Source organism: Arcicella sp. LKC2W (assembly GCF_034931005.1).
In the GTDB taxonomy this organism is placed as follows: Bacteria; Bacteroidota; Bacteroidia; order Cytophagales; family Spirosomataceae; genus Arcicella.
On the sequence record NZ_JAYGIN010000021.1, the window covers coordinates 16,801 to 35,197 of the forward strand.

Below are 18,397 nucleotides of genomic sequence, written 5' to 3' on the forward strand. Positions count from 1 at the left end.
AATAAGTCACTTGAATTGTAAGATAAATCAAGATGAAATATTCTATAAAATGGAGTGTCAATTTTATCATTTTAATCAATTTTTAACTTACTCAATAAATAGGATGAATGATTTTGGGGTTCTTGTATGGCGGTATTAGAAATATTCCAGACAAATGCACTCCAAATGGCTTTTGCATGAGCATTTTCTTTCTTCAAAAAATGTTTTAAAATATGTACTGGCGAAGAAATGAAAACAAAAAATGAACTGGCAATCAACCACTTAAAGCCCACATAATTTCGTCGAATATACAAAAACCTATTTCGGTATAAATAGTAGGTTTTGAAGGCTGAATTTTTTCCTGTCGAAACAGATTCTTTGTGATAAATTGTCGCCTTACCGTCATAATGAACCTCATATCCATGTTTTTTAAACCTTGCTGCCCAATCTAATTCTTCATAATACAAAAAGAAAATTTCACTCATTTGCCCTACTTTTTTTAAGGCAGAAGCAGGAATCATCATGGCGGCACCGTTGGGCAAATCGGTGATTCTGGAATCATCAAACTTGCCGTCATCTTTCTGTAAATATCCAATATCAAAACTCCTACTGGTGAGTGGATGCAAGCCAATTGCCCCTGCATATTGAATGGTATCAGGCATAAAATGGTATTTTATTTTTGGACAAACAACACCACATTTTGGGTTTTTCTGTAAATAATTGACTAATTCATGGATTAAGTTTGACGTTAATTCGGTGTCGTTATTGACAAAAAATAAATATTCTCCTTTGGCAAAATGTAGCCCTACGTTATTTCCACCCGCAAAACCCAAATTTTCGGGACAACTAATATGTTTGATAAATGGAAATTCTTGCTTCAAATAAACAGAAGTGTTTTTGGGCGAAGCGTTATCAACCACGATAATTTCCCAAGTAGGATATTCTACCAACGCAAGCGACCTCAACATTTCAGCGGTTACTTCGGGCGTGTCATAATTGACGGTTATGATGGAAACTAAGGGACTTGACATTTTTTAATTACGTTTTTGTTTTTGGCACGCAGATAACGCTTTACTATCCCATTTTGGGCTAATAAACACAAATGCCCAACTGATATACACAATGGCAGAAGAAGGTAGGGCGTTCATTACTTCATTGCCATAACTACAAACCAAACTACCGAATGACCCTGCACAAAGCGAAATGAGTTGATTTCTCAGCACAGGGTCACGAGTCTCCCAGATGATTCCTGCTGATTTTCCAACGATATAAAACATCATTCCAAACCAAATAATAAAGCCAATGACACCATACATTGCCCACATTTTCACATATAGGCTGTCGGGTGGAATATTGGCAGTAGCGATGTGTTTATTGTAAGTTCGCCCCCATTGTCCAATTGTTCCTACGCCCATTCCAATGGGCTTACTTGCCATAATATCTTTCAAAATTCTCTGGTTAATCAATCGGGCTTGGAGTGAGGGGTCATTGGGGTCGAGAGAACTTCGTAATCTTCTAATTTGGTCATTTCCAGAACCAATTGATGTAAATTTTAACATTCCTATAAAACCCAAGCCAATCACCATTCCTGCAATTAAAATCCGAGTTTGTTTCATCAAAATCAAGAAGATAAACCCACCACCTACCAAAGCTCCCATTGCTCCTCTGGTACCAGAAATCAACATTCCATAGAAAATTAATAATCCTGCAAATCCATATAATATTTTTTTCCCAAAAGAATAAGGACCAACAGTCAAAGCGATACACATCACCGCTAAATGTGCTTGAGAAGCTCCAAATTGGGCGGCTTCAGAATAATAAGAAAACACCCTTAATTTTCCGAAAAGAATATGTGTTTTCTTCGCTCCTTCTTCCAACCAACGATGTTCAGCCGAATCTACCCCAAGATATAATTGTTTCATTCCATAAAACGCCCCAAGTACCGACATAATAATGATGATGTGTAGAAATAAGCCAATATCTGTTTTTCTCTTGAAAATAAGAATGACTAAGGGTACTGTCAAAAGCCAATAAAGTGCTGATGAACGCATTTCTTGAAACCAGCCTTGAATATTGGGGCGAGTTGGATTGCCGATTTCTAAAACCGTAATGCCAAACCAAATCAGTGCTAACCAAACTAAGTCAATATCAAGGTGTCTGAGTCTAAATTTTGTCCCTTGATAAAAGAAAACCGCCAACCATGTCAAAACCAATAAACCATCTACCAAAAGTCCAAATTGAGGGCCTACGATGTGTTTTCCGATAGTTGGCATCAAAAAACAATAAAAAATAAAGGAAATTAAACCAATACGTGGATTGAGGAAAAGCAATATTAAAAAGGCTATTCCAAATGGTAAAACCAATAATAATCCTGCAATCGTGATACCCATACTGGCAATTAACCAACCCAAAACAATGCTCAATAATACGCCAACGATTAGCCAGCGGTTCTTCAGCCCGATTCGGTTTGATGTATATAAGGTATTTTCTTGCATGAAATATTTATTGTTTCTGAGTGAGTTTATTCGTCATTTTTCCAATAAATTCCTTACAATAATCAATTATTTCTATCAAAATATTGTGTTTTTCTAACAAGCCCGTTTTGTCAAGCATCCACCAACCCAAAGTTGCACCAATTATGGCATTGATGACCGATGCAAAGGCAACCCAAACCAAATTATGTGTTAAGTAAAGAGCCAATAAATCTGCCACGATATTGACAATTGCCATAATGAAGACTTTTAAAAAATTTTTATTGGGCAATTGAAGTGCATCTAAGCAGATTCCCGTCATACGATTGATGGGCAATAACAAGCCAAATAAAATGAAAACTCTAAATATGGGCGTTGTGTCGGCATATTGTTTCCCACCAATAATTAACACTAAATATGGAGCCAAAATAAAGGCAAATAATAAACCTGGAATGTAAAGTAAATACGACCATGACAGGTATTGAACCAATGTTTTTTTGAAGGCTGAATAATCTTTTTCATTGTGTTTTGCCGCCAATTGTGGAAAGGCAGTAGTGCTTAAACTCCGAAGTGGAATTTCAAAAAGCTCTGTCAATTTTAACGGAATGGCATATTTTGCTACTGAAGCAGAACCCATCAAACTTCCAATTAAAAAAGTATCAGCACTTTTCAAAACGTTGGTAGTTGCTAAAGTTGCCAGCGTATATTTTATCAAATTGAACAAAGATTTTACCTCTGTCATCGTTTTGAATTTGATATTGAATGGATTTGTTTTCTTAAAAATCAAGACAAAAACTAACAAGCAAATATTAAATCCTAAATGAACGGTGGCGAATTCCTCTAAACTGCCTTCTTTTAAAAAAGCATAAAAAGCAATAATTAAAGCATTGGTACTTTGCGTGATTCGGAGCAATAAAAGGAATTTCAAATCCTGTTTGGCAACGGCTTCGGCTTCGGCAATGTGAAGCGGTAGCGTAACCAGTCCCAAAACGGCATACCAACCACAAAATATCTGAATACCAGCATTTTGGGAGAAAATTCCAGAGAAAAAAAGAATGATTAGTATCACCGAAATACTCAAGGAAATCAAACCTCCGAGCCAATAAGCACTGCCAATAATGGTTTTTTGTTGATGTTGGTCGTCGGTTGAAGCCCGCATGACTAAGGCAGATTGTAGTCCGCCTGATTTTATCATTTCAAATAAAATAACGGCTGTGGTATAAACAATATATTCTCCCAAAATTTCGGGTTTCGTCACTCTTACCAACAACATAAACGACCCCAAACCAATGATGGCTGGGAGTAGCTGACTGGCAAATGCCAATCCTTGAATGGCAGCTTGACTTTTGTTCGTTTTCACAGTTTAGCGGATTTTCTTTCTATTCCCAAACTCAAATTTTGCAACTCGTTTCAAAATTGACCGAAAAATATTTCTCTTTTTGGGTACTTCTCCAATATATTCTTCGGCAAAATCGGTATCTACTCCGTTGAGAATAAATTGAGGATTATTTCCAGTTGTTTTTCTGAAAATATTGAGAATATCTCGGTCAACTCTACCCCAAACCCGATTTGCCCTGCATAACAAAATGGCATAATTGAGCTTTGGAAACAATCCAGGTTTGATTACAATGTCGTCTAATGACGGAAATTCTATCAAGATAAAATCTTTAACATTTTTGAGTTTATTTTCTCTTGCTTCCAAAAAAGCCTCATAACTATCTGGAAATGAAACACCAAAGGATTTTTTCTCAGGTTCTTTAATCGTTATTGGCAAATAAGTATCTGATGTTGTTCCTGAATTATTGATGAGTAGTTGTTTTTCAACACTATAATTCAGATTCATCAATTCTTGTCCTAATAAATTGATAATGGTTGTTTTTCCTTCGCCAACTTGGGTACTCAAAATCCCCACGACAATTGGCTTTTGTTGGGTTTCTACATTGGCTAAAAACTGTTGTAGTAAACGTAAGTTTGCTTTTTTTACAAAATTGGGATTTCCATTTAAAAGCGGATAAATTCCCAATAAAGGAGCATCGACGGTTTTTCTGGCTCTGAGTGGTTCAAGTAAGGTTTTGTTTATCAGAGCATTCGTTAAAATAAAAGCCAAAACCAAGACCAAACCAATCACAAAACCAAGAATTACCATAACCATTCTTTTCGAAGTATTAGGTCTTAAAGGTAAATACGGAGGGTCAACAACATTTAATTTAGCCGTGAGTTCGGTATTTTGTTGTGTCAATCTTGCCATATTCAACCCATGAAGAAGCTCCAAATATTCTTGTTCAGAAACCCCAATTTGCCTTTCAATTTTCTTCAACATAGCACCTAAGGGAGCAAACCGCCGATATTCTTCTTCAAATTCCTTTTTACGCTTGTCCATTACGGTCAATTTCGCCTTACTTTGCTCATAAGCGAGCGTCGTTTTTAGCCATTCATCCAATACATTTTTGGTAGGAATTCCGTTTGGCGTGTTACTGTCTTTATAAAGTCTATCCAATGAAACCTTTAAACTTCCTTCGGTTCTGGAGGCAATGCTTTTTAAACTATCAATCTGTTTTTGATTGCTTCCGTCATTATTTACGGTTTCGCTGAGGGCAATTTTATTATAAATATTAGAAAGTTTTTCTCGTTCCTTGATAATATCTGTCCCGTTTGAATATTGATTATTTCGACCTTTGATGTTTTCATTTACTTTTTCCAAAGAAGATTTAGAAGACATTTTATCCATCTCCAAATTATGATTTAACGCATACAAATCTTCACGTTCACCTGCTACGGCTTTGGTTTGCTCATAATAGTTGATAATGTCGTTGGTTTTATTAAAGTCCAAAAAGGTTTTTTCGGTAGAATCAAGTTTAGAAAATGCTCTTTTGGTTTCGCTCTCAAAGTAACTTACCACCGAGCCCGTTTGTCCTTCACGTAGAAGTTTATTTTTACGCATAAAAGACTGTTCCAATAATTCAAGCGTTCTTTTACAAATAAATGGGTCGTTGGTTTCGTAAGATATTTTGATTAAATCACTGTTGCTGATACGAGACGATTTAATGCTTTTGAGTGCTTCGAGGGAATAAAATGCGTTACCCGAATAAATGATTTTATAAATCAAATTATCGTCACTTTTTTCAACTAAATCCGCTATCGAAGCACGAGTTTCGATTAAAGAGGGTTTTACAATTTTACGTTTAATATCTTCTGGTACTAATTGTTGTAATTCATCATAAGCTCCCCAAGTCAAAACATTGGGGTCGTGTTTTTTCAGAAAGAGATGTTCTGCCAATAAATCAATTAAAACGTCTTGTTTGGTTTCTCGTGATTCAATCAATGAAAGTAAATTATCAAAAGCATTACTGGTTGAATAAAAATCGGCTTTTGTACTTCCATTCAAACTATATCCTGAGGCAATTCCTGTGTAAATGGTTGATTCTGAGGAGTAAACTTTTTTTTCGTGACGGGTAAAATAATAGATAGAGGCTGCCAAAATCGTAGGGATTATTAGCAGCCAAAGGAGATTTTTGGAAAGCAATTTTAGAAAATGCAAAAAGCTCATTTTACCTGATTTAATAAAGATGAGAAACTTATACCTGTGTAGGCATCCAATTCCATCAAACTGGTCTGAAATTTATTCAAATAAGTTTCATATTCTATTCTTGATTTATTGTAAATATCTAATATTCTTGCGTTTTGTTCTACCGTAATTTGCCCTTGTAAAAAATCTCTTTCGGCCATTTTATAATTAATTTGTGCCGCCTGACGATTATTACTACTTATGAGCATAAGTTTATGAGCCAACTTCAAATCTTGGTAATATTCAATCACTCTTTGTTTTACATACAGATTGGAACTTTCCTTTTCGTAGTTTGCCATTTCAATCTGCGAACGGGTAGCTTTTGAAAAATGTTTTCGGTTAAGTATTTGAGATACAGGTAATTGTACTCCAATTCCGAGATTGTAAAAACCTGTTTGTACGGTGGTGAATCTATTCAGAGAGTTAGTTTCGTTTACCGAAGCGTAATTGGTTCCGTATTGATAACTGGCTAACATGGAAAGTCTGTCGAAAATAGCATTTTTGCTTATTTTCTGATTGGCATTGGCGAAATCAATCCCGCTGGTAAGTCTTTTTATTTCTGGCGAAAATTTCTGGGCTGCAGTTATTAATTGCGGCAAAAGTTGGTCGTTGGTGAGTGCTTTGGTTAATAGGGAATCTGTCGAAATCTTTTGAGAGTTTGATTCATTGGGGATTAACATTGAGATAATCCAAATTATGAAGATGAAACCATATTTTCTGTTTTCCCGCATTTGATTAAAATTTAGGCGTTAATCCAATTTTATTTCGGAACAATAAAGGGTTTGTCTCAAGACAAACGATAGACCACGGATTGAACGGATTATACTGATTTTCGCTGATTTTTCTTTATTTTATGATAGCAAAAATGATGCCTTTTAAATATCATAACCATTTGATTGATAGATTGCTAAGATTTTAGCGGCGGTTTTTTGCCATGTAAAAAGAGCTGGTCGCCCGTATCCTAAATTAATTTTCTCTTTTCTGAGTTGTTTATTTGAATATGCCACTGTCATACCTGCTGTAATTTCGGCTATTGAGTATGGGTTCACCATAAATGCAGCATCTCCTGCAACCTCAGGCATTGCTGAAATATTGGACGTAACCACTGGAATCCCAAAAGCCATCGCTTCTAAAATAGGCAAACCAAAACCCTCTCTGAGCGACGGATATAGGAAAACCTTTGCTTCTGAATACAAAGCCAGTAGCGTAATATCATCTACAAATCCTGTCAGGACAAATCGGTCAAGTAATTCTTTTTTATTGATTTCATTCAAAATATCTTCAATAAAAGTTTCTTTCAAACCCGTGATGGCGAGTTTGACTGTTGGATTTTTTTCTGCGAAATCAACAAAAGCTTTTACCGTATTTTTTACATTTTTCCGTGGTTCAACATTTCCAAGAAACAAAAAATAGTCTTCGGATAAACCTAATTGAGTTCTGATTTCTTTAACAGTTTCAGGGTTTGGTTTTATTCCAAATCTGCGACTTACGCCATTATGGATAACCGTCACAGCATCATTTTTTAGCCCTAATGTTTTGGTTATATTCGCTTTTTCAACTTCCGAAATGGTAATGATACTTTTACACTTTTGAACGATTTTGGGTACGAGCCATTTTCTGTATAAATTTCCATACTTCTGATAGTTCGTTGACGTGTTTTTCTCGGTTGATTTCTCCATGAAAATGACATCATGAAGAGTTAAAACTAATGGAGTTGAAAGATTAAGTGGAGCAGTATTGCTGGTACAATGTAATAAGTCCAATTTGTATTTGCGAACATAAAAAGGTAGCATAATTTGTTCCCAAACAACATAATTTGCCCCAGAAATTTCTACAATTTTAAAATTTTGAGTTTCGTTAATACAAGATTTGTCTTCATCAGGTTTTACAAAAATAAAGTATTCATTTTTGTGGTCTAAAACCTGTAAAGCACGAATCAGCTCTAAAGCCACGATGTCCATTCCGTGCTTATGCGGTCTAAAAAGGCGTTGTGCTTCGATTCCTATTCTCATGTTCTCAGTTATTATCTTGATTCATTACTTCCAATATTGTTGTAATTACGTCTTTCGCCTCCTTCACTTCAGTATCCAAAAGTTGATAGCAGGTCAATACATTTTCCTTATTAGGATTGTTTTTTGAAAGGTCTTCTAATGTTTTTATTTTAGAATGTAAATGCGTAAGTCCAACCATTGAAAACGACGGTTTTACTTGGTGAGTCAATGCTCCAACTTTTTGAAAATCCTGATTTTCAATAGCCAAAGAAATTTCATCCCAAGTGGTTAAACTATCCTCCAAGAAAGTTTCAAACATGATTTGTAAAATAGATTGGTCACCTCCATAAATTTCTTGGAGATACTTTGCGTCGAGTAAAGGATGTGTCGTGGCGGACATAATAGTATTTTTTACTAAATAATAAAGCAAAAAATGTACCATGTATTTATGATGAGAATTCTCAATCGTTTCGATGCCATTGGAAGGCACATTAAATACTTGTTTCCCCTAAATTAAGTTTATACAAGAAGTGTTACATTTTCTGAATAAATAGATAATTTTTCCATAACAATCTGATAATAAATAGATTCTACTTTTGTATCGTAACATTATCAACCGATTTATCGCATGAAGCCCAAAATACTATTTATCACAGGCTCAATTAATCAAACAACTCAGATGCACCAGATTGCTAATAATCTGCCTGATTTTGAATGTTGGTTTAGTCAAATTTTCGTAGATTCTCCTCTTCTCCAATGGTTAATTGATAATACTGAATTACTATCAAAAACAGTTGTTTCGGGTCAGTTTAAGGAGAATTCGGAGAAATATTGTCTGGAAAATGGGTTGAAAATGGATTATAAAGCAAAGCTAAATCGTTATGATTTAGTGGTTTATTGTTCGGACATGATTATTCCAGACCGAATGTTACAAACCAAGACTCTTTGGGTGCAAGAAGGCATGATTGACGAATATACAACCCTCAGTAAAATCATTAATAAACTCCAGCTTCCTCCTTATTTAGCTGTTGGTACAGCTTTGAACGGAGCTTCCAATTTATGTGATATTTATTGTGCCGCTTCTGAAGGGTATAAAGAACGTTTTGCAAAACTTGGCACGGATAATTCTAAAATCATTGCTACGGGTATTCCTAATTTTGATAATAGTGAGCAGTTTTTAAACAATGATTTCCCGCTGAAAGATTACGTTTTAGTCGCTACATCCGACGGTAGAGAATGTTTCAGGAAAGAAGACCGACCTGCTTTTATCAAAGAATGCGTTGAGATTGCAGCGGGCAGACCCTTAATTTTTAAACTTCACCCCAATGAGGTTTTTGAACGTGCCATTGCTGAAATCAAAGAACACGCCCCCCAAGAATCACTTATTTACACTACGGGCAATATCAATCCAATGATTGCCAATTGCGAGGAGTTTATCACGCAATATTCTTCAGCGGTTTACGTAGGAATGGCTTTGGGTAAAAAAGTACATTCTTATTTTGACAGAGACGAATTGGAAAGACAAATGCCTATTCAGAATGGTGGAAAATCAGCAGAAAATATAGCTAAAGTTTGTCGTGATTTTCTAAATTTTGAAGGTAAAAAAGAAGAATTTATGGCACAATATCAATACAAAAAATCGGTTTCAAGATTGGTATATGAATAAACATCATCCGATAATTACCATTGTTATTCAGGCTCGAATGTCGTCAAGTCGTTTACCCAAAAAAGTGATGTTGCCAATTTTGGGTGAAACACTTTTATGGCGAATGATTGAGCGGATAAAACGAGTAAAATATCCTGTAAATATAGTCATTGCTACTTCTACGGACGTAATTGATGATATTATTGAATTATTTTGTCAAGAGAAAAACGTTGCATTTTTTAGAGGTGATTTGAATGATTTGCTCGACCGTCACTATCAAGTAGGGCTTTTGACGAAGGCAGATGCTGTAATAAAAATTCCTTCTGATTGTCCATTGATTGACCCCAAAATTATTGATAAAGTCATTGATTTTTATCTGGATAATCAGAGCGAATACGATTTCATTAGTAATCTTCATCCAGCCACTTATCCAGATGGAAATGATGTTGAATTAATGGCTTTTGAAGCTTTAGAAAAAGCATGGAAACAGGCTCAAAAACCTTTAGAAAGAGAACATACAACGCCGTTTTTTTGGGAAAATTCACAACTATTTAGATTAGCAAATCTGACATGGGAAACGGGTTTAGATTATTCAATGACCCATCGTTTCACGATTGATTATTACGAAGATTACCAATTTATTAAACGAATTTTTGAAGAATTATATCCTTCTAATCCCGATTTTCAATTGGAAGATATTTTGTCGTTAATTGATTCAAATACAGATATTTATAAAATAAATAGTCAGTTTTCGGGTGTAAACTGGTACCGTCATCATCTTGATGAATTAACGACCATTTCATCGGAACAGACCAAGATTTTTTAGCAATCATATATTAAAATGACAGAGAAGAAAATTGAAACTTTGGAGCGTATTGCTTTAAAAGTCCGTGAACATATCATCAAAATGTCAACTGATGGTGGGTGTTTTGTGGGAGCGTCGTTGTCGGCAACGGATTTAATGGTGTATTTGTACAGTGAATTTCTAAATGTTTCAGAGGATAACCTCAATAATCCCGACCGAGATTATTTGTTTTTATCCAAAGGACACGACGTTCCTGCTCTTTACGGTACGCTTGTAGAAATGGGTATTTTAGCCGAAGAAAGATTACAAAATCACCTTTCGGCTTCTGATAATATTTATTGGCATCCTAATACCAAAATTCCTGGAATTGAATTTCATTCGGGTTCATTGGGGCATTTGCCATCGGTGGCGATTGGTGTGGCTTTGGACTGTAAAATTAGAGGTACAAAAAACATGATAGTTTGTATCATGGGCGATGGCGAATTGAACGAAGGTTCGTGCTGGGAGGCTGTTTTGGTGGCAAATGCCTATAAATTGGACAATCTCATTTTTGTCATTGACCGCAATAAATTTCAAGCCAATGTAGCCACTGAAGACTTGATTCCGCTTGAACCTTTGGTAGATAAATTTGAAGCATTTGGAGCAGAAGTTACTCGAATTGATGGACATAATTTTCAAGATTTAGAAGAAGCATTTGCCGAAATTCCTTATAAAAAAGGAAAACTAAACGTCATCGTTGCTGATACCGTTCGAGGAAAAGGTTTACCGAGTATCGAAGCTCGTGCCGACCGTTGGTTTTGTAATTTCTCTGAAAATGAAGTAGAACAATTATTAGAGGAACTTCACGGAACGCACCAAGCCATGATTGAGTCGGAAGTAATGGTGGTTAGATAATCTGTTAAAATTGGTCTTTTCGTGTCTTTTGGCACAAAAAATAAACAAAATGTACGAAGAATTATTAAAAAATACAGCCCTTGCCGATGAACGATTCGTTGTGATGACGGCTGAAAATCGGGCTTTGGTCAGAAATTTACCTGAAGTTTTAGGGAATAGATTTATTGATACTGGCATTACTGAGCAAACAATGATTGGAGCTGCTGCGGGGCTTGCTCTTCGTGGACGTATTCCCGTAGTTCACGCTCTTGCTGCTTTTTTGTCGATGCGAGCCTTTGAATTTATCAGAACTGATGTAGGAATTGGAAATTTGCCTGTCAAATTGAGCAGTTTTATTCCAGGTTTTTTATCAGATGGTAATGGGGCAACTCACCAAGCGATTGAAGACATCAATATTATGCGTGGAATTCCCAATATGCAAGTTTTTGCTCCTGCTGACGAACAAGATTTAGTAACGATGTTGCCCGAAATCTGGAATTCACCCTCGCCAAGTTACGTTCGTATTTGTCACAGACCTACAACGTATAAACACCAACGTGTGTTTGAAATTGGCAAAGCAGAAGTCATTTCGGAAGGGACTGACGTAACCATTTTAGTTTATGGTTTTATGTTTGAACAAGCCATGATTACGGCTGAAATATTGAGAGAACAGGGGAAATCTGTTGGCTTGGTAAATATGAGAAGCCTAAAACCTGTGGATGAACAAGCGATTATTTTTGCGGCTTTACATTCCGAATTAGTCGTAACCATTGAAGACCATTTTCTGACGGGCGGTTTATATACTATCGTTGCCGAAACACTTTTGAAAAACCGTTTAACTGCCAATGTTTTACCAATTGCTTTGGAAGAAAGATGGTTTAAACCTGCCAGACTTTCGGAGGTGCTTGATTATGAAGGATTTACGGGTGAAAAAATGGCAAATAAAATTATGAGTCGTCTGGAAGAAATAGCCATTGACGACCTCAATAACAATGGAAAATATTACGAATAAGACCTCAAAAGATGAAAAATACTGTAAAGTTTAACGATAATTATCCCGAAATAACCAACTCAGACCTCATTTACGAACGAGCATTGAAGGTTCAAAAACCTATTACTCAAACACTTGCCAAAGGAACTGGGCAATTTACCAAAGGTATTGCTCCGAAATATTTGCAAAAAGGGAAAGGCTCGCACGTTTGGGACGTTGATGGCAATGAATACATTGATTTTAACGCTGCTATTGGCCCCATTTCACTTGGTTACGCTTATCCAAAAGTGGACGAAGCGATTAAAAAACAGTTGGAAGACGGTATTACTTTTTCGTTGATGCACCCTTTGGAAGTAGAATTATCGGAGCTTATTCAAGCAGTAATTCCGAATGCTGAAGCCGTAAAAATTTCAAAAACAGGGGCTGATGTTTGTTCGGCGGCTGTGAGAGTTGCCCGAGCATTTACGGGTCGAGATAAAGTGTTTTGTTGCGGTTATCACGGTTGGCATGACTGGTATATCGGTATCACAAGTCGTAATTCGGGTGTGCCAGAGGCTATTCAAAACATGACATTTACTTTTGAATATAACAACATTGAAGCCATTATTGAGGCTTTAGATGAGGATGTTGCTGCCGTAATTCTTGAACCATTCATTTTTGAAGCACCGCAAAATGATTTCTTGCAACAATTAGCTGAGGCTTGTCGTGAAAACGGTACATTATTGATTTTTGATGAAATGTGGACAGGTTTCCGTATTGCTTTGGGCGGTGCTCAGGAATATTTTAACGTCATTCCCGATTTAGCCGTTTATTCAAAAGCCTGTGCCAACGGAATGCCAATTGCTTTATTGACGGGGCGAGCTGATGTGATGGAACTATTTAATAATGAGGTGTTTAGTTATACGACCTTTGGCGGAGAAGCACTTTCTTTAGCCGCTTGTATTGCTACGATTGAGGAAATTAGAGACAAAAATGTACCTCAGTATTTAGCCGAAAAAGGGCAATTGATACAAGACGGATATAATCAAATTGTGGAAGAATTGGGGATGCAAAACCTTACGAAATGCGTTGGTTATCCGTGTCGTTCAATGGTTACTTTTTCTGCCGAAGCGGGTAACGGCTTGGAAATCAAGGCACTTATGCAACAAGAAATGATTAAGCGGGGCATTCTTTGGGCGGGTTTTCATAATATGTGTTTTAGCCACTCCGACGATGACATTAATTACACCCTTTCAGCGTACAGAGATGTTTTGCCGATTGTTAAAGAAGCGATTGAAAATCAGAATGTTAAGTCGTATTTGAAAGGAGAAGTATTAGAAGCAGTTTTCAGAAAAACGAGCAATTATAATATCAAACCAGCTTTAGCAAAAGTATAAATTTGGTGTTTTGTGAAGCGTTAATAAACTCAGACTAAACATAGAAATATGGTAAATTGAATGGAAAACCAAATAAATAATTCCCCCTTGAATCTAACTCAATTATTTTCCTTAGCAGGCAAAACTGCCATCGTTACGGGTGGAACAGGGTTGATTGGCAAAAAGCATTGTGAGGCATTAGCCGCCGCTGGAGCCAATGTAGTAGTAGCTGATATTGCTGAAAATGCTACAAAAACTTTTGCTGAAACACTCGGTGAAAATGCTTTTGGAGTCAGTTTAGATGTAACCGATTCAGCATCGCTTGAAAGAGCAAAATCTGATATTTTAGCTCGTTTTGGCACAATTGATATTTTGGTAAATAATGCTGCTATCAACGATATGTTTGAAAATCCAGAAATGGCAGCCACCTTATCAGCTTTTGAAAAATATCCGATTGATTCGTTTCGTAAATCTTTGGAAGTGAATGTATTAGGTGTTTTTCAATGTTCGCAAATCTTTGGAATTGAAATGGTAAAACAAGGTTCAGGAAGCATTATCAACGTGGCCTCAACGTATGGAATGGTTGGACCTGACCAAAGTATTTACCGCAATCAATTGGGAGAACAAACCTTTTATAAATCGCCTGCTTATCCAACTACCAAAGGAGCAATTATCAATTTTACAAGATACTTGGCGGCTTATTGGGGGAAAAATGGCGTGCGAGTAAATACCCTTTCTCCAGGCGGTGTAGAAAATTCGCAAGATGATTTTTTTGTGCAAAATTACTCAGCCAAAACTTTACTCGGAAGAATGGCTCAACCCACTGATTATCAAGGTGCATTGATGTTTTTAGCTTCTGATGCTTCGGCGTATATGACAGGAGCAAATTTAGTAGTTGATGGTGGTTGGACGGCTATTTAATGTAGCACAGGTTTTCAACCTGTGGCTCTAAATGTATTTTTTTGTGACAGGTTTGAAACCTGTGCTACTTAACTGTTCAAATAGAATTATTTTTTGTGACAGGTTTGAAACCTGTGTTACTGAACTGTTCAAATAGAATTATTTTTTGTGACAGGTTTGAAACCTGTGCTACTTAACTGTTCAAATAGAATTATTTTTTGTGACAGGTTTGAAACCTGTGCTACTTAACTGTTCAAATAGAATTATTTTTTGTGACAGGTTGGACGGCTATTTAATGTAGCACAGGTTTTCAACCTGTGGCTCTAAATGTATTTTTTTGTGACAGGTTTGAAACCTGTGCTACTGAACTGTTCAAATAGAATCATTTTTTGCGACAGGTTGGAAACCTGTGCTACTTAACTGTTCAAATAGAATTATTTTTTGCGACAGGTTGGAAACCTGTCCTACTTAAACAATGACAGAAGAAATACTATCAAAAGCTCGAAAAATTAAGTTACTCATTACTGATTGTGATGGCGTACTGACCGATGGTAGCGTGTACTATGGAGAACAAGGCGAAATCTTGAAAAAATTTAATATTCGTGATGGCATGGGTGTTGAAAGACTTCGGAAATTAGCTGATGTACAAACGGGAATTATTACAGGAGAAGTTTCTCCTTCGGTGGTAAAAAGAGCCGAAAAACTCCAAATCACGGAATTGCATTTAGGAATCAAAGATAAATTGAAAGTATTGATGCAAATAATGGTCAATAAAAACCTGACCACTGATGACATCGCTTATATCGGCGACGACGTAAACGATATTGAAATAATGCAACAAGTTGGCTTGACTGCTTGCCCAGCCGATGCCATCAGTTTTACCAAAAATATCGCCGACTACATTTGCGAAAGCAAAGGCGGAGAAGGCTGTTTTAGAGAATTTGCTGAATTAATTATTGCCTCAAAAATATAACAACAACATTCAAATTTTGTATGAAAAACATCATTTTATCATCAGGAAAAGTAATTGGTAAAGGACAACCGTGTTATATCATTGCGGAAATCGGAATCAATCATAATGGCTCATTAGACACCGCCAAACAATTAGTTGATGAGGCTTTTAACGCAAAAGCTGATGCCGTAAAATTTCAAAAAAGAACACCAGAATTATGTGTTCCGCTTGACCAATGGGAAATTATGCGTGATACGCCTTGGGGCAGAATGAGCTACATTGACTATAAACGCAAAACCGAATTTGGTAATTTAGAATACTCAGCTATTGACCAACACGCCAAATTCAGAGGAATTGATTGGTTTGCTTCACCTTGGGATGTTGATTCTGTGGATTTCTTAGAATATTTCAATCCTGTTTTATACAAATTGGCTTCGGCTTCGTTAACGGATTTTGAATTAATCGAAAAAATCTTGAAAACTGGTCGCCCATTGATGATTTCTACGGGTATGTCAACGCAAAATGAAATTATCGAAACGGTTGCTTTTATTCGTCAATTTGATGAGAATTACCCTTTGATGATTGCACATTCTACGTCTGCTTATCCTTGCAAACCAGAAGAATTGAATTTGAGCATGGTACAAACCTTGAGTGAAATGTTCCCTGATACCCCAATTGGATATTCTGGACACGAAACAGGCTTGGCAACTACCGTAGCTGCTGTTGCGATGGGAGCAACTTTTGTGGAACGTCATTTCACGCTCGACCGTGCCATGTGGGGGTCTGACCATGCCGCTTCGGTTGAGCCACAAGGTTTGTCTCGTTTAGTAAAAGATATTCGTGATGTGGAAACTGCCACAGGCGATGGCGTAAAAAAAGTTTACGAAGCTGAAATTTCACAAATGAAAAAGCTCAGAAAACATATTTCAGCCGAATATTCTGTTTAGTACGCTGTATTTAGTACACTGTTTAATAAGTTATTTCAACCTCCCGAAAGTTCTAAAACTTTCGGGAGGTTCTCCAATCAAACATTTTAGGAAGAAAATTATTCAGAAAACTTATTAAACACTGTATTTAGCATCAATATAAAAAAACGAAAAAATGGAAGGGAGCATTTGCAATTTTCCTTAATTCAAAACCGATAAAGGCATATTTACATAGTATTGTTCAGCCATTTTAGTGACTTTTCTTATCAATTCCTTCAAATCAATCCCTTCATTTTGAGCAATTAAAGGTAGGAAACTCTTTGTGTCTAAATTTGGCATGGTGTTTATGTCCAAAATAAAAATCTGACCTTCATGAATTCTTACGTCAGTTCGAGACATTCCTCTGATTTTCATCGTTTTATGTAAACTCAAAACGATATTCATTAATTCATTTTTGAGCATATTATCCAAGTCAGGATTGAGGATTTTTTCTGTTATGCCATAATTTTGACCTGCAATATAAATTTCACGATTATCATTAGGTCTAATTTCAAGAGGCTGCAAAGCAATATAATCGGTACTATCTTCATTTGGAACCACCCCAACCGTAAATTCTCGTCCTGTCAAATAAGGTTGAATTATATAATCGTCACGTTCCAATAACGCTTGATACGGAATATTTCCTTTTTCAAAAACCAACATATTCAAATGCAAACTTCCCATGCGAGGTTTGGCAATAAATCGGGAATAATGACTTTCAGGAATTTCACTAAGAGCAATAATTTCTGGCGTTTTGACATTGATTTCCTTACAGATTATTGGCAGATTTACTTTGTCCTTCGCCAAAATCTGAATTTCATAAGAACTGGCAGTATGTTTAATCTCGTGACTATCCAGCCACTGTGCCACATCCGCCTGACCAGCATCAATAAAACCATAGCAGACATTAAAAACCATGTCAAATTGTTTCAAAAATGAGGCAAATTCATCGGTAAATCCTACAAAATGAGTCACAAATGGATAATACCCATCTGGCGTTGATTTTAATAAATTAATAATAGTATCACTAAATATGTTTTCTTTCCAAGGAGTAAAAACAGAGTCTGAATACAGATAAATCAATCTTTGCGGGTTCATTGTTACGAAGTTATGTTATGACTCTCAAATTTAAGTAGCCCACAACAACCGTCTTTTAAGCTAAAGTTAATTGAACATTAATTTTTCAATTTAAGTATTAGGACTGAATATTCTCCACAGATAGGTAGCTCTGAAAAATTTAATCGAAAATAAATATTTTCAAAAACTGATTAAAACTGAAGCTTTATGTGTGGATTTAATTATTGAATAAATATATTTGTTTCTAAAAATTATTCAATCTTATAAAATAAATGAATAGAAGAGAGGTCATTAAAAATGTAGCTTTGATGTTGGGTGGTGCATTCTCTGCCCCGACTGTCATGGCGATGAATCATTGGGAGCAAACTACGCAGGTACGAGGCAATATTGCTATTTTCAATTTAACCGAAAATCAGCAAAAAATTGTTGCAGAAATAGCTGAAATTATACTCCCTCGAACCGATACACCAGGAGCGAAAGATGTGGGCGTGCCTGCATTTATCGAGATGATGCTGAAAGATTGTTACAAAACTCCTGAGCATCAGAGCTTTATGGAAGGCTTAGTTTCAATGGAGCGTGTGAAGTTTTTAGAATTAAATGCAGATGAAAAAAGAGGAGCTTTGAAATTATTGGAACAAGAAACCAAGAAAATTACAGGAAAAATAACCCCATTTTGGAGATTAATAAAGGAACTGACGCTACTGGGTTATTTCACCTCAGAAGCTGGTTTAAAAGCTTCATTTGAGTATGTTCAAATTCCTGGAAAGCTCGAAAATATCAAAATTAAGCCTAATCAAAAGTCGTATGCTTATTGAGTGAAAAGTGAAG

Annotated in this window: 17 protein-coding genes; 9 read left to right on the forward strand and 8 right to left on the reverse strand. The window is 36.1% G+C overall.

Annotated elements, in window-relative coordinates:
• Positions 1-71: 71 nt before the first annotated feature.
• The 7 genes from VB796_RS17130 to VB796_RS17160 form a co-directional block, all read right to left on the reverse strand.
• The gene (locus VB796_RS17130; RefSeq protein WP_323347795.1) at positions 72-1,010 is read right to left on the reverse strand and encodes a glycosyltransferase family 2 protein; all 939 of its coding nucleotides are present in this window, start codon (positions 1,008-1,010) and stop codon (positions 72-74) included.
• A gap of 3 nt (positions 1,011-1,013) precedes the next feature.
• Positions 1,014-2,474, reverse strand: a complete 1,461-nt coding sequence (locus VB796_RS17135; RefSeq protein ID WP_323347796.1) for an O-antigen ligase family protein — start codon at positions 2,472-2,474, stop codon at positions 1,014-1,016.
• Positions 2,475-2,481: 7 nt separating this feature from the next.
• Complete coding sequence (locus VB796_RS17140; RefSeq protein ID WP_323347797.1) at positions 2,482-3,810, reverse strand: oligosaccharide flippase family protein; 1,329 nt, start codon at positions 3,808-3,810, stop codon at positions 2,482-2,484.
• Positions 3,811-3,813: 3 nt separating this feature from the next.
• Entirely contained in the window at positions 3,814-5,928 is a 2,115-nt protein-coding gene (locus VB796_RS17145; protein ID WP_323347798.1) for a hypothetical protein, read from the reverse strand.
• A 65-nt stretch (positions 5,929-5,993) separates the two neighbouring features.
• Entirely contained in the window at positions 5,994-6,746 is a 753-nt protein-coding gene (locus tag VB796_RS17150) for a TolC family protein (RefSeq protein ID WP_323347799.1), read from the reverse strand.
• 144 nt (positions 6,747-6,890) lie between these two features.
• Positions 6,891-8,027 (reverse strand): glycosyltransferase family 1 protein, encoded by a 1,137-nt coding sequence (locus VB796_RS17155; RefSeq protein WP_323347800.1) that lies wholly within the window; start codon positions 8,025-8,027, stop codon positions 6,891-6,893.
• Positions 8,028-8,031: 4 nt separating this feature from the next.
• Positions 8,032-8,406, reverse strand: a complete 375-nt coding sequence (locus VB796_RS17160; protein ID WP_323347801.1) for an Hpt domain-containing protein — start codon at positions 8,404-8,406, stop codon at positions 8,032-8,034.
• A gap of 228 nt (positions 8,407-8,634) precedes the next feature.
• Here VB796_RS17160 and VB796_RS17165 point away from each other — a divergent pair, with 228 nt between their 5' ends.
• The 8 genes from VB796_RS17165 to VB796_RS17200 all read left to right on the forward strand — a co-directional run bounded on the left by VB796_RS17165 (position 8,635) and on the right by VB796_RS17200 (position 16,474).
• Positions 8,635-9,672, forward strand: coding sequence for a hypothetical protein (locus VB796_RS17165; protein WP_323347802.1), 1,038 nt, complete (start codon positions 8,635-8,637; stop codon positions 9,670-9,672).
• On the forward strand, positions 9,665-10,477 hold the full coding sequence (locus VB796_RS17170) for a glycosyltransferase family protein (protein ID WP_323347803.1): 813 nt from the start codon (positions 9,665-9,667) through the stop codon (positions 10,475-10,477). Before VB796_RS17165 ends, VB796_RS17170 begins: the two co-directional genes overlap by 8 nt.
• A 15-nt stretch (positions 10,478-10,492) precedes the next feature.
• Positions 10,493-11,350 carry a transketolase gene (locus tag VB796_RS17175; protein WP_323347804.1) on the forward strand — a complete coding sequence of 286 codons (858 nt, stop codon included), beginning with the start codon at positions 10,493-10,495 and terminating at the stop codon, positions 11,348-11,350.
• A gap of 49 nt (positions 11,351-11,399) precedes the next feature.
• Positions 11,400-12,341, forward strand: coding sequence for a transketolase family protein (locus VB796_RS17180; RefSeq protein ID WP_323347805.1), 942 nt, complete (start codon positions 11,400-11,402; stop codon positions 12,339-12,341).
• A gap of 11 nt (positions 12,342-12,352) precedes the next feature.
• On the forward strand, positions 12,353-13,696 hold the full coding sequence (locus tag VB796_RS17185) for an aminotransferase class III-fold pyridoxal phosphate-dependent enzyme (RefSeq protein WP_323347806.1): 1,344 nt from the start codon (positions 12,353-12,355) through the stop codon (positions 13,694-13,696).
• 60 nt (positions 13,697-13,756) lie between these two features.
• Positions 13,757-14,596 carry an SDR family oxidoreductase gene (locus VB796_RS17190; RefSeq protein WP_323347807.1) on the forward strand — a complete coding sequence of 280 codons (840 nt, stop codon included), beginning with the start codon at positions 13,757-13,759 and terminating at the stop codon, positions 14,594-14,596.
• Between the two features lie 454 nt (positions 14,597-15,050).
• Entirely contained in the window at positions 15,051-15,548 is a 498-nt protein-coding gene (locus VB796_RS17195; RefSeq protein ID WP_323347808.1) for an HAD-IIIA family hydrolase, read from the forward strand.
• Between the two features lie 20 nt (positions 15,549-15,568).
• On the forward strand, positions 15,569-16,474 hold the full coding sequence (locus tag VB796_RS17200) for an N-acetylneuraminate synthase family protein (RefSeq protein ID WP_323347809.1): 906 nt from the start codon (positions 15,569-15,571) through the stop codon (positions 16,472-16,474).
• Between the two features lie 180 nt (positions 16,475-16,654).
• On the opposite strand, the gene VB796_RS17205 is transcribed toward VB796_RS17200, so the two are convergent.
• The gene (locus tag VB796_RS17205) at positions 16,655-17,590 is read right to left on the reverse strand and encodes an ATP-grasp domain-containing protein (protein ID WP_323347810.1); all 936 of its coding nucleotides are present in this window, start codon (positions 17,588-17,590) and stop codon (positions 16,655-16,657) included.
• 251 nt (positions 17,591-17,841) lie between these two features.
• Here VB796_RS17205 and VB796_RS17210 point away from each other — a divergent pair, with 251 nt between their 5' ends.
• Positions 17,842-18,384, forward strand: coding sequence for a gluconate 2-dehydrogenase subunit 3 family protein (locus VB796_RS17210; RefSeq protein WP_323347811.1), 543 nt, complete (start codon positions 17,842-17,844; stop codon positions 18,382-18,384).
• Positions 18,385-18,397: the final 13 nt, after the last annotated feature.

Coding starts and splice junctions, on each gene's coding strand:
- VB796_RS17160 (WP_323347801.1), bottom strand. CDS start 8,406: ATGTCCGCCACGACACATCCTTTACTCGACGCAAAGTATCTCCAAGAA.
- VB796_RS17175 (WP_323347804.1), top strand. CDS start 10,493: ATGACAGAGAAGAAAATTGAAACTTTGGAGCGTATTGCTTTAAAAGTC.
- VB796_RS17210 (WP_323347811.1), top strand. CDS start 17,842: ATGAATAGAAGAGAGGTCATTAAAAATGTAGCTTTGATGTTGGGTGGT.
- VB796_RS17165 (WP_323347802.1), top strand. CDS start 8,635: ATGAAGCCCAAAATACTATTTATCACAGGCTCAATTAATCAAACAACT.
- VB796_RS17195 (WP_323347808.1), top strand. CDS start 15,051: ATGACAGAAGAAATACTATCAAAAGCTCGAAAAATTAAGTTACTCATT.
- VB796_RS17200 (WP_323347809.1), top strand. CDS start 15,569: ATGAAAAACATCATTTTATCATCAGGAAAAGTAATTGGTAAAGGACAA.
- VB796_RS17155 (WP_323347800.1), bottom strand. CDS start 8,027: ATGAGAATAGGAATCGAAGCACAACGCCTTTTTAGACCGCATAAGCAC.
- VB796_RS17150 (WP_323347799.1), bottom strand. CDS start 6,746: ATGCGGGAAAACAGAAAATATGGTTTCATCTTCATAATTTGGATTATC.
- VB796_RS17180 (WP_323347805.1), top strand. CDS start 11,400: ATGTACGAAGAATTATTAAAAAATACAGCCCTTGCCGATGAACGATTC.
- VB796_RS17135 (WP_323347796.1), bottom strand. CDS start 2,474: ATGCAAGAAAATACCTTATATACATCAAACCGAATCGGGCTGAAGAAC.
- VB796_RS17190 (WP_323347807.1), top strand. CDS start 13,757: ATGGAAAACCAAATAAATAATTCCCCCTTGAATCTAACTCAATTATTT.
- VB796_RS17130 (WP_323347795.1), bottom strand. CDS start 1,010: ATGTCAAGTCCCTTAGTTTCCATCATAACCGTCAATTATGACACGCCC.
- VB796_RS17205 (WP_323347810.1), bottom strand. CDS start 17,590: ATGAACCCGCAAAGATTGATTTATCTGTATTCAGACTCTGTTTTTACT.
- VB796_RS17170 (WP_323347803.1), top strand. CDS start 9,665: ATGAATAAACATCATCCGATAATTACCATTGTTATTCAGGCTCGAATG.
- VB796_RS17185 (WP_323347806.1), top strand. CDS start 12,353: ATGAAAAATACTGTAAAGTTTAACGATAATTATCCCGAAATAACCAAC.